This window comes from Neobacillus sp. 114, assembly GCF_030127045.1.
Lineage (GTDB): Bacteria > Bacillota > Bacilli > Bacillales > Cytobacillaceae > Neobacillus > Neobacillus rhizophilus.
The window spans coordinates 6,225,469-6,244,487 of record NZ_CP126144.1 but is presented as its reverse complement, the minus strand read 5'-3'; the positions used below and the strand labels follow the sequence as shown (position 1 = coordinate 6,244,487).

17 protein-coding genes are annotated in these 19,019 nt (G+C 46.5%); 16 read left to right on the top strand and 1 reads right to left on the bottom strand.

The window, feature by feature from the left end; all coding sequences use genetic code 11:
* Positions 1-170: 170 nt before the first annotated feature.
* From QNN06_RS30475 to QNN06_RS30445, 7 genes are all read left to right on the top strand, one after another.
* Entirely contained in the window at positions 171-1,301 is a 1,131-nt protein-coding gene (locus QNN06_RS30475) for an acyl-CoA dehydrogenase (RefSeq protein ID WP_284038008.1), read from the top strand.
* Positions 1,302-1,443: 142 nt separating this feature from the next.
* Positions 1,444-2,583, top strand: coding sequence for an acyl-CoA dehydrogenase (locus tag QNN06_RS30470; protein ID WP_284036683.1), 1,140 nt, complete (start codon positions 1,444-1,446; stop codon positions 2,581-2,583).
* Positions 2,584-2,726: 143 nt separating this feature from the next.
* On the top strand, positions 2,727-3,359 hold the full coding sequence (locus QNN06_RS30465) for a TetR/AcrR family transcriptional regulator (RefSeq protein ID WP_213117107.1): 633 nt from the start codon (positions 2,727-2,729) through the stop codon (positions 3,357-3,359).
* A gap of 53 nt (positions 3,360-3,412) precedes the next feature.
* Positions 3,413-6,673 carry a fused isobutyryl-CoA mutase/GTPase IcmF gene (gene icmF / locus QNN06_RS30460; protein ID WP_284036682.1) on the top strand — a complete coding sequence of 1,087 codons (3,261 nt, stop codon included), beginning with the start codon at positions 3,413-3,415 and terminating at the stop codon, positions 6,671-6,673.
* Positions 6,674-6,807: 134 nt separating this feature from the next.
* Positions 6,808-7,005 (top strand): hypothetical protein, encoded by a 198-nt coding sequence (locus QNN06_RS30455; protein WP_213117109.1) that lies wholly within the window; start codon positions 6,808-6,810, stop codon positions 7,003-7,005.
* A gap of 251 nt (positions 7,006-7,256) precedes the next feature.
* Positions 7,257-7,847 carry a DNA-directed RNA polymerase subunit delta gene (gene rpoE / locus QNN06_RS30450; RefSeq protein WP_217032506.1) on the top strand — a complete coding sequence of 197 codons (591 nt, stop codon included), beginning with the start codon at positions 7,257-7,259 and terminating at the stop codon, positions 7,845-7,847.
* 277 nt (positions 7,848-8,124) lie between these two features.
* Complete coding sequence (locus tag QNN06_RS30445; RefSeq protein WP_284036681.1) at positions 8,125-9,720, top strand: CTP synthase; 1,596 nt, start codon at positions 8,125-8,127, stop codon at positions 9,718-9,720.
* A 197-nt stretch (positions 9,721-9,917) separates the two neighbouring features.
* On the opposite strand, the gene QNN06_RS30440 is transcribed toward QNN06_RS30445, so the two are convergent.
* Positions 9,918-10,448, bottom strand: a complete 531-nt coding sequence (locus QNN06_RS30440) for a DUF2529 domain-containing protein (protein WP_284036680.1) — start codon at positions 10,446-10,448, stop codon at positions 9,918-9,920.
* 181 nt (positions 10,449-10,629) lie between these two features.
* Here QNN06_RS30440 and QNN06_RS30435 point away from each other — a divergent pair, with 181 nt between their 5' ends.
* The 9 genes from QNN06_RS30435 to QNN06_RS30395 all read left to right on the top strand — a co-directional run bounded on the left by QNN06_RS30435 (position 10,630) and on the right by QNN06_RS30395 (position 18,959).
* Complete coding sequence (locus QNN06_RS30435; RefSeq protein ID WP_213117113.1) at positions 10,630-11,001, top strand: response regulator; 372 nt, start codon at positions 10,630-10,632, stop codon at positions 10,999-11,001.
* Positions 11,002-11,369: 368 nt separating this feature from the next.
* Positions 11,370-12,224 carry a class II fructose-bisphosphate aldolase gene (locus QNN06_RS30430; RefSeq protein ID WP_213117114.1) on the top strand — a complete coding sequence of 285 codons (855 nt, stop codon included), beginning with the start codon at positions 11,370-11,372 and terminating at the stop codon, positions 12,222-12,224.
* A gap of 117 nt (positions 12,225-12,341) precedes the next feature.
* Complete coding sequence (gene fsa / locus QNN06_RS30425) at positions 12,342-12,992, top strand: fructose-6-phosphate aldolase (RefSeq protein WP_217032512.1); 651 nt, start codon at positions 12,342-12,344, stop codon at positions 12,990-12,992.
* 337 nt (positions 12,993-13,329) lie between these two features.
* Complete coding sequence (locus QNN06_RS30420) at positions 13,330-14,616, top strand: UDP-N-acetylglucosamine 1-carboxyvinyltransferase (RefSeq protein ID WP_213117116.1); 1,287 nt, start codon at positions 13,330-13,332, stop codon at positions 14,614-14,616.
* 58 nt (positions 14,617-14,674) lie between these two features.
* Positions 14,675-15,634 (top strand): class II fructose-bisphosphatase, encoded by a 960-nt coding sequence (gene glpX, locus QNN06_RS30415; RefSeq protein ID WP_213117117.1) that lies wholly within the window; start codon positions 14,675-14,677, stop codon positions 15,632-15,634.
* Between the two features lie 291 nt (positions 15,635-15,925).
* Positions 15,926-17,191 carry a transcription termination factor Rho gene (rho, locus tag QNN06_RS30410; protein ID WP_261363784.1) on the top strand — a complete coding sequence of 422 codons (1,266 nt, stop codon included), beginning with the start codon at positions 15,926-15,928 and terminating at the stop codon, positions 17,189-17,191.
* A gap of 202 nt (positions 17,192-17,393) precedes the next feature.
* A complete protein-coding gene (gene rpmE, locus QNN06_RS30405) occupies positions 17,394-17,603 on the top strand; it encodes a 50S ribosomal protein L31 (RefSeq protein WP_213117119.1) in 210 nt (69 codons plus the stop codon).
* Positions 17,604-17,737: 134 nt separating this feature from the next.
* Entirely contained in the window at positions 17,738-18,349 is a 612-nt protein-coding gene (locus QNN06_RS30400; RefSeq protein ID WP_213117959.1) for a thymidine kinase, read from the top strand.
* 118 nt (positions 18,350-18,467) lie between these two features.
* Entirely contained in the window at positions 18,468-18,959 is a 492-nt protein-coding gene (locus QNN06_RS30395) for a hypothetical protein (RefSeq protein WP_284036679.1), read from the top strand.
* Positions 18,960-19,019: the final 60 nt, after the last annotated feature.

The following is a 19,019-nucleotide window of genomic DNA, read 5'->3' as shown; positions in this document are numbered from 1 at the left end:
AAAGATAGAGATAACGATATGGTCTACTCGGGAGATAATTTTTTCAAGAATAGCAGTAGGGGTCTTAAAAATAGGGGTAGCAAGATTCAAGCAAAGAATACAGAATCCTCGAGAAAGGGGCATTAAAAATGAGTACGGTCACACTACTTTCTCCAAAAGGGGAGTTCAGCATGAATCTTACATTCACACAAGAGCAAGAAATGATGCGCAAAATGGTGCGCGACTTTGCCGCCATTGATGTTGCGCCGTTTATAGAAAAAATGGAGAAAGGGGAATTTCCTCGTGAGATTCTCCGCAAAATGGGCGGGCTTGGCCTAATGGGCATCCCGGTTCCAGAGCAATACGGCGGCGCTGAGATGGATTTCACCTCCTACATCATCGCCATCAACGAGCTTTCCAAGGTCAGTGCGACAATGGGCGTGATTTTGTCAGTGCACACCTCCGTCGGCACGAACCCGATTCTTTACTTTGGAACGGAGGAGCAGAAGCAAAAGTACGTACCAAAGCTGGCCGCTGGTGAATACTTAGGCTCTTTCTGTTTAACGGAGCCGAGCGCCGGGTCGGATGCTGCCAGCATGAAGTCGCGAGCGGTTCGCGACGGCGACCATTTTGTAATTAACGGTTCCAAGGTCTTCATCACCAATGGCGGCGAGGCCGACGTTTACATCGTTTTTGCAAAAACAAATCCGGAATTGGGCGCCAAAGGGGTATCGGCCTTTATTGTTGAAAAAGATACCCCTGGACTGGTGATTGGCAAGGACGAGAAAAAGATGGGCCTGCATGGCTCGAGAACGGTGCAGCTTACTTTTGAGGATATGCGCGTTCCGGCCGAGAACCTGCTTGGTGCTGAGGGCGAAGGTTTTAAAATCGCGATGGCCAACCTCGATGCCGGCCGCATTGGAATTGCTGCCCAGGCGCTCGGGATTGCCGAGGCCGCACTGTCGGCCGCAACCGAATATGCTAAGCAGCGCCACCAGTTCGGCAAGCCGATTGCTGCCCAGCAGGGGATTGCTTTCAAGCTCGCTGATATGGCGACAAATGTAGAGGCTGCTAGATTACTAGTTTACCGTGCTGCTGATTTGCGTGGGCAGGGATTAAAATGCGGCATGGAGGCGTCCATGGCGAAGCTTTTTACAACAAGAACAGCAGTGGAGGTGGCGACCGAGGCGATTCAAGTCTTCGGCGGCTACGGCTATACAGAGGATTACCCGGTTGAGCGCTACTTCCGCGATGCCAAAGTGACGGAGATTTATGAGGGCACAAGCGAGATTCAGAGGATTGTGATTAGCAAGCATCTTTAAGGATGGAATTGTAGATATCCTTTGAAATTTTGTAGATATATTTTAAAAATTGTAGATATCCCTTTAAAATTTTGTAGATATATTTAAAAATTTGTAGATATCCCATCAATATTTGTAGATAAAACTAAGGAGGACACCCAAAATGAACTTCAAATTAACCGAAGAACATGAAATGATTCGCAAAATGGTGCGCGATTTTGCGCAAAACGAAATTGCGCCAACGGCTGCTGAGCGTGATGAAGAAGAGCGCTTTGACCGGGAGATTTTTGACAAAATGGCGGAGCTTGGCTTAACCGGAATTCCATGGCCGGAAGAGTACGGCGGCATCGGCAGTGATTATCTTGCTTACTGTATCGCGGTTGAAGAGCTTTCCCGCGTCGATTCGTCTGTTGGAGTTACCCTTTCCGCACACACATCTCTTGCCAGCTGGCCAATTTACAAGTTCGGTAATGAAGAGCAAAAGCAAAAATACCTTCGTCCGCTGGCTGAAGGCTCAAAAATAGGTGCTTATGGCTTGACCGAGCCAGGCAGCGGCTCTGATGCAGGCGGAATGAGAACGACGGCACGCCTTGAGGGCGACCACTACGTGCTGAACGGTTCAAAAATTTTCATCACCAATGGCGGCGAGGCCGACATTTATGTCGTATTTGCACTAACCGATCCATCCAACAAGCAGCGCGGCACAACAGCGTTTATCGTTGAAAAGGATTTCGCGGGATTCTCTGTTGGGAAAAAAGAAAAGAAACTGGGCATTCGTTCATCACCGACAACAGAAATTATTTTTGAAGATTGCAAGGTTCCGGTTGAAAATAGACTTGGTGAAGAGGGCGAAGGCTTCAAAGTCGCGATGATGACACTGGATGGCGGCCGCAACGGCATCGCGGCGCAGGCAGTCGGTATTGCTCAAGGCGCTCTTGATGCAGCAGTTGACTATGCAAAGGAACGCGTTCAGTTCGGCAAGCCGATCGCTGCGAACCAAGGAATCAGCTTCAAGCTTGCCGATATGGCAACGAATATTGAAGCTGCCAGACTATTAACCTATCAGGCAGCATGGCTTGAGTCCAACGGCCTCCCATATGGCAAAGAGTCCGCCATGTCAAAGCTGTTTGCCGGCGATACCGCGATGAGGGTAACAACAGAAGCAGTTCAGGTGTTCGGCGGCTACGGCTATACGAAGGATTATCCGGTCGAACGCTTCATGCGTGATGCAAAAATCACGCAAATTTACGAGGGCACTCAGGAAATTCAGCGCCTTGTTATTTCTAGAATGATTACGAAGTAAAACGAAAAGCTAAAAGCGCCTTGACCAGGGGCACGAGGCTAGACGAGCCAGCGAGAAGGCTCACTTTTAGCCTTCTTGCCGGATTGGCTTTAGACCTTCGAGCCCCTAGGCGCTGTAGCTAGACAAGGAGCGGTTCGAGCGCGATGAATAAACGGGAGGTTCAGGCCTCAGTCAAAGATGAGCGCCTCGTGCAAAAGAGGCGCGACCAAATGATCAAAGGGGCCGTTGCACTTTTTAAAGAGAAAGGGTTTCATCGGACAACGACCCGGGAAATTGCCAGAGCAGCGGGATTTAGCATCGGGACGTTGTACGAGTACATCCGGACGAAGGAAGATATTTTATATCTGGTCTGCGACAGCATCTATGATCATGTGAAGGAGCAGCTGGAGGAGAACCTTGATCACAAGCAAGGGACATTAGAGAGCTTAAAAGTGGGAATCTCAAACTTTTTCCATGTTATGGATGAATTGCAGGACGAAATCCTCGTTATGTATCAGGAAGTAAAATCCTTATCAAAGGACGCTCTTCCATATGTGTTAAAAAAGGAATTAGAGATGGTTGCCATGTTTGAAAATATGCTCCTTAAATGTGTGGAGAATGGCGAGTTAGAACTGTTGGAAAAACAAATCAAAATCATCGCCCACGATATTTTTGTCCAAGGGCAAATGTGGGGCTTCCGCCGCTGGGCGCTCCGGAAGCTGTTTACTCTGGACGAATACATTGAACTGCAGACGGAGTTTATTTTTAAAGGGCTTGGGGAAAAAAGGGACGGTTAAGGACAAAACGAGGGTTACTTACGAATTTTAAAAAACAAGGGGGCCAAATTGAGATGAGTACAACCGGAAAATATCAGCCGAAGCATCATATTCGCTTTGTGACCGCGTCGAGTTTGTTTGACGGCCATGATGCTTCCATCAATATCATGCGGCGCATCCTTCAATCAAGCGGGGCCGAGGTCATTCACCTTGGCCACAACCGCTCGGTCGAGGAAGTGGTCAACGCCGCCATTCAGGAAGATGCCCAGGGTATCGCGATCTCCTCTTATCAAGGAGGGCACGTTGAATACTTTAAATACATGTACGACCTATTAAAAGAAAAAGGCGCACCACATATCCGCATTTATGGCGGCGGCGGGGGCGTTATCATCCCAAGAGAAATCAATGAACTCCAAGAGTACGGCATTTCCGGCATCTTCTCACCGGAAGACGGCCGAAAGCTCGGTTTACAGGGCATGATTGACCTCATGATTCAAGAGTGTGATTTTTCAACAGTCTCTTCAGAAAATATCCCGGAGCAAATCGAAAAGCTGCCGACGGGTGACATGAATGCCGTTGCCAAGCTGATTACAATTGCGGAAAATCATGTGGACCAAAAAAATGAGGCGGCTGCAACGGCTGAGCAGGTTCTTGAAAAAGTGAAGGAGCTTGAGAAGTCGATTCCGGTTATCGGTATCACCGGTACGGGCGGGGCTGGAAAAAGCTCGCTGACCGACGAGTTGATCCGCCGTTTTATCAACGAGTTTCCAGCCAAAAAGGTTGCTATCCTTTCCGTTGACCCAACCAAGCAAAAAACGGGCGGTGCGCTTCTTGGCGACCGCATCCGCATGAATGCGATTTTTTCACCGAACGTTTTTATGCGAAGCCTAGCAACACGGGCTTCGAAATCAGAATTATCGCTGGCCATTAAAGACGCCGTAGCGGTCACGAAGGCAGCCGGATTTGACTTGGTGATTGTCGAAACAAGCGGAATCGGCCAGGGCGACGCCGGCATCACGGAAATTTGCGATGTTGCAATGTACGTCATGACCAGCGAGTTCGGGGCACCATCCCAGCTTGAAAAAATCGACATGATTGACTTTGCCGACCTGATTGTTATCAATAAATTCGAACGTAAGGGCTCCGAGGACGCAAAACGCCAGGTGCAGAAGCAGTACCAGCGCAGCCATATGCTTTTTGAAAAAGATCCATCCGAAATGCCAGTGTACGGCACAATCGCCAGCCAGTTCAATGACCCTGGCACAAATGCTTTATTTGCGGCTCTCGTTGAAAAAATCAATGAAAAGGCTGCGACCGATTGGGTGACTTCATACAGCAAAGAGGCGAAGGTTGAAAAGCAAAACATCATCATCCCGACGGACCGCCGCTATTACTTACGGGAAATTTCCGAGACGGTTCGCGGCTATCATAAAAAAGCGGAGCAGCAGGCGAATATTTCCCGGAAATTATTCCAGTTGGAAGGCGCTATCGAAGCTGTGAAGGGTCAGCCGGAAGTAGTGGCAGCTCTAGAAGCGGTTAAACAGGAAACCGAAGCGCAGCTGACACCAGAGTCAAAGCGTATTCTTGACGGCTGGGAAAAAACAAAAGAAGCGTACTCCGCAGATAAGTTCGTCACGAGAATCCGCGACAAAGAAATCATTACAATTTTAAAAACAAAGAGCTTATCAGGGCTTGATATTCCAAAAGTGGCTTTGCCGAAATACAAGGATTACGGTGAAATCCTGCGCTGGGTGTATCGTGAGAACCTGCCGGGCTTATTCCCGTACACAGCAGGGGTATTCCCGTTCAAGCGTGAAGGGGAGGATCCAAAACGCCAGTTTGCCGGCGAAGGCACACCAGAACGGACGAACCGCCGTTTCCACTATTTATCGAAGGACGATTCGGCAAAACGCCTCAGCACCGCCTTTGACTCGGTGACCCTATACGGGGAAGACCCGGATTACCGTCCCGACATTTACGGTAAAGTCGGCGAAAGCGGCGTCAGTGTTTGTACGTTAGATGACATGAAAAAGCTGTACGATGGCTTCGACCTTTGCCACCCATCGACATCCGTTTCGATGACGATCAACGGTCCAGCGCCAATCATCCTCGCGATGTTCATGAATACGGCAATTGACCAGCAAGTGAAACGCAAAGAAGCTGAACTAGGCCGCGTTTTGACTGTCGAAGAATTTGCTGAAGTTCGAGCCTATACGCTGAAAACTGTCCGCGGTACGGTTCAGGCTGATATTTTAAAGGAAGACCAAGGCCAAAATACATGTATTTTTTCAACAGAATTTGCTTTAAGGATGATGGGGGATATCCAGCAATATTTCATCGACCATCTGGTGCGTAACTATTATTCTGTGTCGATTTCCGGGTACCATATTGCCGAAGCGGGTGCGAACCCGATTTCGCAGCTGGCATTCACTTTGTCTAACGGCTTTACCTACGTTGAGTACTATTTAAGCCGCGGCATGAACATTGATGACTTTGCGCCAAACCTGTCGTTCTTTTTCTCGAATGGCTTGGACCCGGAGTACACGGTGATTGGCCGGGTGGCGAGGCGCATTTGGGCAACCGTGATGCGCGACAAGTATGGTGCCAACGAGCGCAGCCAAAAGCTGAAGTATCATGTGCAGACATCAGGTCGTTCGCTGCACGCGCAGGAAATCGATTTTAATGATATCCGCACCACGCTTCAGGCATTGATGGCGCTGCACGATAACTGTAACTCGCTGCATACGAACGCCTACGATGAGGCGATTACGACACCGACCGAGGAATCGGTGCGTCGGGCAATGGCGATTCAGATGATTATCACTAAGGAGCACGGCTTGACGAAGAATGAAAATCCGCTTCAGGGCTCGTTTATCGTAGAAGAGCTGACTGATTTAGTTGAGGAAGCGGTACTTCAAGAGTTTGAACGGCTGAATGACCGCGGCGGCGTCCTGGGTGCAATGGAAACCCAATACCAGCGCGGCAAGATTCAGGATGAGTCAATGCACTATGAAATGTTAAAACATACGGGCGAACTGCCGATTATCGGTGTGAATACGTATTTGAATCCAAATCCTCCATCCGAGGAAGCGATTGATAATATGGAATTGGCTCGGGCGACGACAGAGGAGAAAAAGCTGCAGATTCACAATTTGCGTGCCTTCCAGGAAGCGCACGCAGCTGAATCAGCTGCAGCACTGAAGCGGTTGAAGGAAGCAGCCACAAGCGGCGGAAACATCTTTGCCGAACTTATGGAAACCGTCAAAGTCGCGAGTCTCGGCCAAATCACACGCGCCCTATACGAAGTAGGCGGACAGTATCGCCGAAATATGTAATGAGTGGAGGCGTTAATCAAAAGGGGGGCACTTCCCCTTTTTTGTTTTTTTAAAAATATTTTCCAATATTATGATATATCCTATATAATCAATATAGTATTTTACCTCCAGAGGTTATGGGCAGGTGTCAGCTTATGAGAGTAAATCATATAATCATGGTTTTAATAATTACGGCCTGGCCATTATATTATCTTTATGAACTGCAACTAGGTGCTGTTTCGTTCCTGTTGCTGGCCATCTTCTTTTTGTACATATCTCTTAAAGAGCTAAAAATAGTAAGAGAACAGATTAAAAAGAATGAAGAGAAGCCAAAAAAGGAAAAAATCAAGTAAAACAAACAGCTAGAACTAGCATAAACCTCTAGAATTTGTTTATAATGAAGAATATGTATTTTTATAGAAAAGCGGAAGCGCCTTGCCCAGGGGCGACAGGCATAAGACGAGCCGGCATGAAGGTTGTTTTTTAACCTTCAGGACGGATTGGCTTATGACCCCGAGCCCCTAGGCGCTGGAGCTAGACAACGAAAGATTAGCCCTTATTCATTCTACATAAGAGTGTTAAATAGAGAAAGGAAGTGCCGATATTGAGTTTAGCAATGTACTCAAAAGAGGAGCTGCAAGAATTATCGCTCATCGAAATGGCTTATGAATTTATGAAAAATAGTAAGCAGCCAGTCGCCTTCGCCGATTTAGTGAAGGAAATTTCCAAGGCTGCGGGCATTTCTGAATCAGAAATGCGTGCTCGTCTGGCACAGTTTTACACCGATTTAAATATCGATGGCCGATTCTTAACTTTAGGTGAAAACCGCTGGGGACTTCGCGTTTGGTATCCGGTTGATACTCAGGAGGAAGAAGTTGTCGCAGTCGTCAAATCGAAGAAGAAGAAGAAGAAGGTTGTCGAAGACGAGGATATCGATGAAATCGACGAATTTGAAGAACTCGATGACGAAGACTACGACGATGTCGATGACTTTGAAGAGGAAGATGATCTCCTTGACGATGAAGAGGAGAACCTTGACGAGATTGATGAAATCGACGACGAATTCGAAGAGGAAGATGATGTTCTTGAGGATGACGAAGAACTTGAATTCGAAGATGATGAAGAACTTGAAGATGACCTGGAAGAGGAAGAAGAACTTGAACTAGAAGATGTGGAAGAGGACGAGGATCTCTAACTCTGATTACCTCACATTTGGTGAAATGAGTCAGGTATGAGGCTTGACTTTTTCATCAGCCCCTTGTATCATCTTGTTTGGGCTCCTTAAAAAGGACCATTCGAACGAATGTATACGCGCTCCCTTACAATGCGTAAGAGGAGCGCTTTTTATTTTGATAAAAACCCAGCTTTTATGGGGTTTTTTATTTTTTGGAGCAGCAGAAAAATAATTTTTGCAAAAATACCCTTTAACATTCTGAATAATGCACAAACTGTATCTGAGGGGGAATATTTACATGACAAAGTATATTTTTGTAACTGGCGGTGTCGTTTCATCGCTTGGAAAAGGGATTACCGCCGCATCTTTAGGACGCTTATTGAAAAATCGCGGCTTAAGCGTGACCACTCAAAAATTAGACCCGTACATCAACGTCGACCCGGGAACAATGAGTCCGTATCAGCACGGAGAAGTGTTCGTAACCGATGATGGTGCGGAAACGGATTTGGATTTGGGCCACTATGAGCGTTTTATCGACATTAACGTAAACAAGTACAGCAACGTGACAACTGGAAAAATCTATTCCACTGTCCTTCGCAAAGAACGCCGCGGCGACTACCTGGGTGCGACCGTGCAGGTTATCCCGCACATCACTAACGAAATCAAGGACCGCGTGTTCCGTGCCGGTAAAGAAACAAACGCTGATGTGGTTATTACGGAAATCGGCGGAACGGTCGGTGATATCGAGTCCCTGCCGTTTTTAGAGGCAATCCGCCAAATTAAGAGCGATATTGGCAGTGAAAACGTAATGTATATTCACTGTTCACTAGTTCCTTATATTAAAGCGGCCGGCGAAATGAAGACAAAGCCAACCCAGCACAGCGTAAAAGAGCTGCGCAGCCTTGGCATTCAACCTAATATTATTGTTGTTCGTACTGAAATGGAAATTTCTCAGGATATGAAAGATAAACTAGCGTTATTCTGTGATATTGATGCAAAAGCAGTCATCGAGTGCCGTGATGCCGATACGCTATACTCCATTCCGCTTGCTTTGCAGGAGCAGAACATGGACCAAATCGTTTGCGACCATTTGAAGTTACAAACTCGGGAAGCGGATATGACTGAGTGGAAAGCGCTGGTTGACCGTGTGCTGAATCTTGCCAACAAGACTCGCATCGGGTTAGTCGGTAAATACGTGGAACTTCAGGATGCCTATATTTCCGTAGTTGAAGCGTTGAAGCATGCTGGTTACGCGTTTGATTCCGATGTAGAAATTAAGTGGATTAATGCTGAAGAAGTGACTAGCGAAAATGTGGTGGAACTTCTTGATGAGGTAGATGGAGTGCTGATTCCAGGCGGCTTCGGCGACCGTGGTGTCGAAGGGAAAATGGAAGCGATCCGCTATGCGCGTGAGTCCAAAAAGCCATTGCTTGGTATTTGCTTGGGCATGCAGCTGGCGACTATTGAATTCGCCCGCAATGTGCTTGGCTACAAAGATGCTCATTCTTCTGAGTTCGTACCGGAAACTCAGCATCCGATCATTGACCTGCTTCCAGAGCAGAAGGATGTCGAGGACCTAGGCGGAACGTTACGTCTTGGTCTGTACCCTTGCCGTGTTGTTGAGGGAACAAAAGCCCATGAAGCGTACGAAAATAATGTCGTTTACGAGCGCCATCGCCATCGTTATGAGTTCAACAATCATTATCGTCAGGAAATGGAAGAGGCAGGCTTTGTTTTCTCCGGGACAAGCCCAGACGGCCGTTTAGTGGAAATCATTGAGTTGAAGGATCACCCATGGTTCGTGGCATCCCAGTTCCATCCGGAATTCATCTCTAGACCAAACCGCCCGCAGCCATTGTTCCGTGACTTTATTAAGGCTACTATACAGAAATAATTTTTTTGAAAAAATAAGACCAGTTATCCGGGTACGGGACTGGTCTTTGTTTTTTGGGGGCTAAAAATGGGGAGTGGCGAGTAAAGGATTTGGCGAGTAAAAGTAAAAAATGAGCGAGTAAATCATGAAATTTGACGAGTAAATTTCAATTTTAGGCGAGTAAATCAAAACGGCCCTCATTACAAGGACCGTTTCGCTTACATTTCGTATTCCGCTATAATTTCTTCAATCGTAAATTTCAATCCATAGTACACAAACAAGGCTGCCATCGAGGATGGATACCCAATTCGGTTCCCAAACTCGTCCGGCAGCAAGCCTTTTGTCAGTCGCAAATCAATATGAACATCAGCAATTTCCGCTAGTCCACCCGTAGATTCATCGACCGCAGTCGAAACAGCCACAAACGGAATCCCTTTTTCCTGAAGTTGACTCGCAATCGACAAAGGTGCCTCATCCGTAGAAATCCGCGCGAAAATCAAGACACGATCGGCGATATCCAGGTCAGCCACAGACTCCATAGACAAAGCTCTTGCTGATTTTAAAGGCTCAGCACCATCCACAGCTTCAGCTGCAACAGCCTTCATTTCTTTTTCACCATAAATATAAATAGAGCCGTCGCCGACAGGGGCTTGGGCAAGCAGGCGGGCGGCATCCTCAAACGCAAACTCTTCTTTTTCCTCTATTCTTTTAAATAAACCCGTTAATTGGGTAGTGAACATTTTTAACATAAAAACCCTCCTCATATGCACTAATATTATAGACCTTTTTATGAAAATGCCAAAATAATTAAAATTCCATAAAATAACATGTGCAGTTTCTTAAAATGATGCAGGATTTTTTTCTCGGGAGGGAGAATTTAATAATGATATATACATATTGAGTCTATTAAATGAGGGAAGAGGTGGAAGAATGAAGGAGAAAATTTTAATCGTTGACGACCAGTTTGGCATCCGCATTTTATTGAATGAGGTTTTTCAAAAAGAAGGGTATCAGACCTTTCAGGCTGCCAACGGAGTGCAGGCGCTGGAGATTGTGAAAACACATGACCCGGACCTTGTGCTGCTGGATATGAAAATTCCAGGCATGGACGGGATTGAAATTTTAAAAAGAATGAAAGTGCTCGACCCGGACATTCGTGTCATCATTATGACCGCCTACGGTGAACTGGACATGATCCAGGAAGCAAAAGACCTTGGCGCCATCACCCACTTTGCCAAGCCGTTTGATATCGACGACATCCGTGCCGCCGTCAGAAAACATATCCCGCAAAAAACGAATTAATATATTTTTATGAAAAAAAGCAACGTTATCGTTTGCTTTTTTTCAGCTAATAGGAAATTATAAATTTTTCTAAAATTTATAATTTCCTAACGCATAAATTCAACTACGCCTCTGTCTTCGTCCTATCGGACTCGCCAATCGGCGAGTTTTCATTTATCCAGTGGAATGACGGCGTTTTCATTATGACACTTTTGCAAAACGCTGATAGATTAATAGCAATTCTTACTTTCTTTTGATATGATACATAGTGAAAATTTGATTGGCTGCTATCTTTTGGGAACGATACATAATCAGCCATATGATGGGAAAAATCAATATGGATAAACTCATTTCCGAAAGATACCGACCGAATTTAAGGAGGAAGAGATATGCCATTAGTTTCCATGACAGAAATGCTCAACAAAGGTAAAGCAGAAGGCTATGCTGTTGGGCAGTTTAACATTAATAACTTAGAATTCACACAAGCCATTCTTCTAGCTGCTGAAGCTGAAAAATCTCCAGTTATTCTTGGTGTTTCTGAAGGCGCTGGCCGCTATATCGGCGGATTCAAGACCGTTGTGAAAATGGTAGAAGGATTAATGGAAGATTATAAAATTACGGTTCCAGTGGCAATCCACCTTGACCACGGCTCAAGCTTTGAAAAATGTAAAGAAGCAATTGATGCCGGTTTTACTTCCGTTATGATCGATGCTTCCCACCACCCATTTGAAGAAAACATTGAAATTACTTCTAAAGTAGTAGAATATGCTCATGCCAAAGGCGTTTCTGTTGAGGCAGAACTTGGAACTGTTGGCGGACAAGAGGATGATGTTTCCGGAAGCATCATCTATGCTGACGCGCAGGAATGTGTGGAGCTTGTAAAACGTACAGGCATTGATACGCTTGCACCAGCACTTGGATCTGTTCACGGTCCTTACAAAGGCGAACCAAACCTTGGTTTCAAGGAAATGGAAGAAATCGGCAACTTGACTGGTGTGCCATTAGTGCTGCACGGCGGTACTGGAATCCCAACAAAGGATATCCAAAAATCCATTTCTTTAGGTACTGCGAAAATTAACGTGAATACTGAGAACCAAATCGCATCTGCGAAAGTCGTTCGTCAAGTATTAGCGGATAAACCAAATGAATATGACCCACGCAAATACTTAGGCCCTGCTCGCGATGCCATCAAAGAAACCGTAATTGGCAAAATGCGCGAATTCGGTTCTTCAGGCAAAGCCTAAGAAGCGCTTTTTTGTAGTTTTTTGCAGTTATGATAAAATAGAACCGCCCTACCAATAGGGCGGTTTCCGTGTGTTCAAAGTATATTGAAAATTTAGTCGAAAATGGAGGAAAGCAACATGAAATTTTTTATTGATACAGCCAATTTAGAAGAAATCCGCGAAGCGCATGACCTTGGTTTATTAGCAGGTGTTACGACAAACCCATCCCTTGTGGCTAAAGAAAAAGGCGTTTCCTTTCACGACCGTTTAAAGGAAATTACCGCTCTTGTTCCTGGTTCAGTTAGCGCAGAAGTGATCGCCCTTGATGCTGAAGGCATGATCAAAGAAGGCCGTGAGCTTGCTGCGATTGCCCCAAATATCACCGTTAAAGTGCCAATGACGATGGACGGTCTAAAAGCGGTCCATGCTTTTTCAAAAGAAGGCATCAAAACAAACGTAACCTTAATCTTCAATGCGAACCAAGCTCTGCTTGCTGCTCGTGCCGGCGCAACCTATGTATCTCCATTCTTGGGAAGACTGGATGATATCGGCCAAAACGGCTTAGACCTTATTTCCACGATTGCTGATATTTTCGCAGTTCATGACATTAAAACGGAAATCATCGCGGCGTCTATCCGCCACCCGCTGCATGTTACGGAGGCAGCATTAAGAGGCGCGCATATCGCGACCATTCCATACAAAGTATTGATGGGACTTACACAGCACCCACTAACTGACAAAGGGATTGAAGCTTTCTTGAAAGATTGGAATAACCGCCAAGAAGCGTAAGATTTATATGGCAATTTCTGCCTTTCTAAAATGCTGGAATCCCTGTAAAAAGGCATAATGGTTCCGCCGTTTTTCCATTTTCGTGTAAATTTTTTTATTTGCCATACATGAAAATATAATTTTCGTGTAAACTATAAATTAGACAACCTGTCGGAATTTGACTTATAATGTTGGAAAAATATACCAGAGGCCTTGTTTTGGTTTAAAGGTGCTTTTTTTCGGGCAGTCTGCTAGAAAAGCTCGGTAATGAAAAAACAGACTTGTGTCTCGATCAAAAAAGTACCATTCCATTCAATCGATAAATCAATGTTTACATAGGCTTAGAAGGGAGTCGAAAATGGAAAAACTTAAAATTGCGGGCGGATATCCATTAAAGGGCACTGTAAGGGTCAGCGGTGCCAAAAACAGTGCCGTTGCCCTTATACCTGCGACGATTTTAGCAGAATCACCCGTTACAATCGAAGGACTGCCTGATATTTCCGATGTTGAAATTTTGAAGGACTTACTTGAGGAAATCGGCGGCAAAGTGAATATTACAGACGATGAAATGACAGTCGATCCATCGAGGATGATTTCGATGCCGCTGCCAAACGGCAAGGTGAAAATGCTGCGTGCTTCCTATTATTTAATGGGCGCGATGCTCGGCCGTTTCAAAAAGGCAGTGATTGGTCTGCCTGGCGGCTGTCACTTGGGTCCAAGACCGATTGACCAGCATATCAAAGGCTTTGAAGCGCTTGGTGCTCAGATCACGAACGAGCAGGGAGCTATTTATCTGCGCGCGGACGAGCTTCGCGGCGCTCGGATTTATCTGGACGTAGTCAGTGTCGGAGCAACGATTAATATCATGCTGGCAGCGGTAAGAGCGAAAGGCCGGACGATAATTGAAAACGCCGCCAAAGAGCCAGAAATCATTGATGTCGCGACTCTGCTTACCAATATGGGTGCAAAAATCAAAGGGGCCGGTACCGATGTCATCCGGATTGATGGGGTGGACAGCCTGCATGGCTGCCGCCATACGATCATTCCAGACCGGATTGAGGCCGGAACCTATATGATTCTTGGCGCAGCAATAGGCGAGGGCGTGCTGATTGATAACGTGATTCCGCAGCACTTGGAGTCGTTGATTGCCAAGCTGCGGGAAATGGGAGTGAATATCGAATCCGGCGATGACCAGGTGTTTGTCAACGGCCCTTCGAACCTGAAAGCCGTCGATATCAAAACGCTTGTCTATCCGGGCTTTCCAACCGACCTGCAGCAGCCATTTACAGCCTTGTTAACAAAGGCAGCGGGCTCAAGTGTGGTAACGGACACTATTTATGGTGCCCGATTTAAGCATATTGATGAATTAAGAAGAATGAACGCCAACATTAAAGTGGAAGGACGCTCTGCTATTATTAGCGGACCTGTTCAACTCCACGGCGCCAAAGTCAAGGCAAGCGACCTCCGTGCCGGAGCAGCACTGTTTATTGCCGGTCTGATGGCGGAAGGAATCACCGAAGTAACCGGTCTCGACCACATCGACCGCGGCTACAGCAACCTGGTTGAAAAATTAAACGGCCTTGGCGCCACTGTCTGGCGGGAGGCATTAACACAGGAAGAATTAGAGCACCTTAAAAACACATAATGAGATATACTTATAAAGGAACGAAGTCTCATCAGAAAAAAATGGGGGATGGAGAACAATGGAAAGAAGTTTAACGATGGAGCTTGTCCGGGTGACTGAAGCAGCAGCGCTTGCTTCCGCACGCTGGATGGGCCGCGGTAAAAAAGACGAAGCAGATGGAGCAGCCACTTCGGCGATGCGCGATGTGTTTGACACCATTCCGATGAAAGGAACCGTTGTCATCGGTGAAGGGGAAATGGACGAAGCGCCAATGCTTTATATTGGAGAAAAGCTTGGAAATGGCTACGGGCCTCGTGTCGATGTTGCCGTTGACCCGCTTGAAGGTACCAATATTTTGGCGTCCGGCGGTTGGAATGCATTAGCTGTTCTCGCTGTGGCTGACCATGGCTGCCTGCTCCATGCTCCAGATATGTATATGGAAAAAATCGCAGTCGGACCGGAAGCAGTTGGGCTAATTGATATCAACGCTCCAGTCATTGATAACCTCAAGGCTGTCGCGAAAGCAAAAAATAAAGATATTCAAGACGTGGTTGCGACTGTACTGAACCGTCAGCGCCATGAGCATATCATTGCCCAGATTCGCGAAGCAGGCGCCAGAATTAAGCTGATTAATGACGGCGATGTGGCTGGTGCCATCAATACGGCGTTTGATAACACCGGTGTCGATATTCTGTTCGGTTCAGGTGGTGCACCAGAGGGTGTTATTTCAGCGGTCGCCTTGAAATGCCTTGGCGGTGAACTGATCGGCAAATTGCTGCCGCAAAATGATGCTGAGCTTGAACGCTGCAAAAAAATGGGCTTGGATGTGAGCCGCATTCTCCGCATGGAGGACCTGGTCAAAGGCGACGACGCTATCTTTACGGCAACAGGCGTAACGGATGGGGAACTGTTGCGCGGTGTCCAGTTCAAGGGCTCTCACGCTTCCACCCATTCTGTTGTAATGCGGGCAAAGTCCGGAACTGTTCGTTTCATCGACGGCCGACACAGCCTAAACAAAAAACCAAATTTAGTACTATAGGTAGCGAACATCGGGTGGTGCCTTCCACCACCCGAAATTTGCAGAAATCTCCCCATTCTCCATGAGGATTCCTTCAAGAAAATATTTCCAATAAGGGATGTTTGAAAAATAAGTTGATTAACTTTTCGCTGAGAGGGTAAAATAGAGATTGTTTTATCATGCAAGTTTTCTGCCAATCTATTCATTTCTATCAACTTCTATTCATTTCCTCAACTCTATTATCTTACTATCATTTCTCGCTCCTAATCGACAGCGGATATGAAGGAAAAATTTAAAAGCGTGGTGTACACATTGGAATTAACGATTTCAAGTTTAGAAAATATGAAGCTGAAGGAGCTTTATGAGCTTGCGCGCGAATATAAAGTGACCTATTACAGCAAATTAACGAAAAAAGAATTGATTTTTGCGATTTTAAAATCCCGTGCCGAGCAGCAGGGCTATTTCTTCATGGAAGGCGTTCTGGAAATCATCCAGTCAGAGGGTTTCGGCTTCCTGCGCCCAATCAACTATTCGCCAAGCTCTGAAGATATCTATATTTCAGCATCGCAGATTCGCCGCTTTGACCTCCGCAATGGGGACAAGGTATCCGGTAAGGTTCGTCCGCCGAAGGAAAATGAGCGTTATTTCGGATTGCTTCATGTAGAAGCCGTTAACGGTGAAGATCCGGAATCTGCGAAAGAACGCGTCTATTTCCCGGCATTGACACCATTATATCCGAATCGGATGATGAAGCTCGAAACAACACAAAAAGCCTTATCAACACGGATTATGGACCTTGTGGCACCAGTTGGTTTTGGCCAGCGCGGTCTGATTGTCGCTCCTCCGAAAGCTGGTAAGACAATGCTGTTAAAAGAAATCGCCAACAGCGTTACGACGAACCATCCTGATGTCGAGTTAATCGTGCTGTTGATCGACGAGCGTCCGGAAGAGGTGACCGACATCGAGCGTTCCGTTGCCGGTGACGTGGTTAGCTCGACGTTTGATGAGGTTCCCGAGAATCATATCAAGGTCGCAGAGCTTGTTTTGGACCGGGCAATGCGTTTAGTTGAGCATAAACGCGATGTTGTTATTTTGATGGATAGTATCACGCGTTTAGCGCGGGCTTACAACCTGGTGATTCCACCAAGCGGACGGACGTTGTCCGGTGGTATTGACCCAGCGGCATTCCACCGTCCGAAGCGATTCTTCGGTGCGGCCCGTAATATTGAAGAGGGCGGCAGCTTGACGATCCTTGCGACAGCACTGGTTGATACTGGTTCACGTATGGATGACGTCATTTATGAAGAATTTAAAGGTACCGGTAACATGGAACTGCACCTTGACAGACAGCTTGCAGAACGCCGTGTGTTCCCTGCGCTTGATATCCGCCGTTCCGGAACGCGTAAGGAAGAGCTTCTTATTCCGAAGGATCACTTGGATAAGTTATGGGCGATTCGTAAATCAATGTCAGATTCCCCAGATTTTGCCGAGCGTTTCTTGAAAAAATTACGTCAGACGAAGTCCAATCAAGAGTTCTTCGATCAGCTTGGTGAGGAGCTTAAGGCGCGCCGTTCTTAGGTTTTAGGCGGCTGCGAGGTCCCTGGATGGATTCGATATTTTGGTTTTGTTTTTTCAAAAAGGCTGAAAATCCCAGCTTGCAAACAATTAGTCTGGCTGTTATAATGTGGTCAGTGTGTTTTTTGTAATTCTGTGACTTGTTAAGACAAGCACTGTATATAACTCTGTTTCGAATGATTCAGGGCGGAAGGAGATGAAAAGAATGAAAGCAGGAATTCATCCAAATTATAAATCAGTTATGGTGACTTGTGCATGCGGCAACACTTTCGAAAGCGGTTCTGTAAAGAACGAGATCCGCGTTGAAACTTGCTCTGAGTGCCACCCATTCTATACTGGTCGTCAAAAATTCGCTGAAGCAGGCGGACGTGTTGACCGTTTCAACAAAAAATACGGTCTTAAGAATCAACAATAATTCGCGCAAAGACAGGCAAGATGCAACATTGGCTTGCCTGTTTTTTATTGGCCAAATGGCCAGTTTCTTTAAAATAATTGATTTTGTATATTATAAATAGAGATGGTTTCGTGATTAGGAAGGAGTCGCCGTTTATGTATGTTATGACGCAAAGCGGATGGGTTGAGGTTATCTGCGGCAGTATGTTTTCTGGAAAATCAGAGGAGTTAATTCGGCGCGTCCGGCGTGCCCAGTTTGCTAAACAAAAAATAGCTGTATTTAAACCGAAAATCGATAATCGCTATCATGACCAGTCTGTTGTTTCCCATAATGGCACTTCTTTTGAGGCGAAGCCGATTTCCCATTCGATCGAGATTTTGCATCATGTGGAAGCGGATATGGATATTGTCGCGATCGATGAGGCGCAGTTTTTCGATGAAGGCATAGTAAGGGTTGTTCAGCAGCTGGCGGATTCCGGCCACCGTGTGATTGTGGCGGGGCTTGATCAGGATTTCCGCGGTGAGGCGTTCGGGCAGATGCCGAAGTTGATGGCGATTGCCGAGTCGGTGACAAAGCTGCAGGCTGTTTGTACGGTGTGCGGGTCGCCAGCTAGCCGTACACAGCGGTTGATTGACGGACGTCCGGCGTCTTACCATGATCCGGTTATTTTGGTGGGGGCTGCTGAGGCTTATGAACCGCGTTGCCGTCATCATCATGAAGTGCCAAAAACGGCGTCAGTGCGTTTGGTGGTTGAAGAAGGGGTATAAGGTTTTAAAGCTTGGTTTTGGAGGGTGTCTGGGTTGCCATGTTCGCATGGTGCCTGGCGCCCTTTTGTTGTTTATGGTTGGAAAGAATTCACTCGGGGGCGGGTGCGTGTGGCAGGGCATGCTAGTACCATGGAGGTGTAATTCGATGAAAAAGTGGATGTTTGTCGTGGGTATCATGCTTTTGTTGGCAACGGGCTGCCAAAATGGCCGTAGTGCTGATGATGATGCGGCTAATGACTTGCGCGGCGACCGGCAGACGAGGAATCTTGTGTCCAATCACGATATCAACGACCAGCATATGGTGGAGGACGATGTGACCAACCAAAACCCGAACTTCCTTGACCTGACGGGGACTGGAAGCGGCAGTGAAGCCGGCGCCAATAATCAGGGCAACGATATTGCTAAGGCAAAGCAGGTGATTACTGACACGCATGAATTTGTGACGGATTCTGTTTGGATTAATGGAGACAGAATGTGGGTACGGGTTTACAAGAAGGGCATGCTTTCTGCTGGTGACAGACGGGATGCGGAGGCCCGTTTGCATAAGAAACTGATGCGTGCGCTGCCGCGTTATAATATTGAGGTTCGTGTACAGGAAGATAGGAGATAATGGGCATGCTCTGGGAACAGGGCATGTTTTTTTTGATGGAATTGGGGGTTGGAAGGGTAT

Bases quoted from the DNA above. Each gene is read 5' to 3' on its own strand.
- QNN06_RS30455 (WP_213117109.1), top strand. From the start codon at position 6,808: ATGAGAGTAAATCATATAATCATGGTTTTAATAATTACGGCCTGGCCA.
- QNN06_RS30465 (WP_213117107.1), top strand. From the start codon at position 2,727: ATGAATAAACGGGAGGTTCAGGCCTCAGTCAAAGATGAGCGCCTCGTG.
- QNN06_RS30440 (WP_284036680.1), bottom strand. From the start codon at position 10,448: ATGTTAAAAATGTTCACTACCCAATTAACGGGTTTATTTAAAAGAATA.
- QNN06_RS30475 (WP_284038008.1), top strand. From the start codon at position 171: ATGAATCTTACATTCACACAAGAGCAAGAAATGATGCGCAAAATGGTG.
- QNN06_RS30445 (WP_284036681.1), top strand. From the start codon at position 8,125: ATGACAAAGTATATTTTTGTAACTGGCGGTGTCGTTTCATCGCTTGGA.
- QNN06_RS30420 (WP_213117116.1), top strand. From the start codon at position 13,330: ATGGAAAAACTTAAAATTGCGGGCGGATATCCATTAAAGGGCACTGTA.
- QNN06_RS30430 (WP_213117114.1), top strand. From the start codon at position 11,370: ATGCCATTAGTTTCCATGACAGAAATGCTCAACAAAGGTAAAGCAGAA.
- icmF (WP_284036682.1), top strand. From the start codon at position 3,413: ATGAGTACAACCGGAAAATATCAGCCGAAGCATCATATTCGCTTTGTG.
- QNN06_RS30400 (WP_213117959.1), top strand. From the start codon at position 17,738: ATGTATGTTATGACGCAAAGCGGATGGGTTGAGGTTATCTGCGGCAGT.
- QNN06_RS30395 (WP_284036679.1), top strand. From the start codon at position 18,468: ATGCTAGTACCATGGAGGTGTAATTCGATGAAAAAGTGGATGTTTGTC.
- fsa (WP_217032512.1), top strand. From the start codon at position 12,342: ATGAAATTTTTTATTGATACAGCCAATTTAGAAGAAATCCGCGAAGCG.
- rpmE (WP_213117119.1), top strand. From the start codon at position 17,394: ATGAAAGCAGGAATTCATCCAAATTATAAATCAGTTATGGTGACTTGT.
- QNN06_RS30470 (WP_284036683.1), top strand. From the start codon at position 1,444: ATGAACTTCAAATTAACCGAAGAACATGAAATGATTCGCAAAATGGTG.
- glpX (WP_213117117.1), top strand. From the start codon at position 14,675: ATGGAAAGAAGTTTAACGATGGAGCTTGTCCGGGTGACTGAAGCAGCA.
- QNN06_RS30435 (WP_213117113.1), top strand. From the start codon at position 10,630: ATGAAGGAGAAAATTTTAATCGTTGACGACCAGTTTGGCATCCGCATT.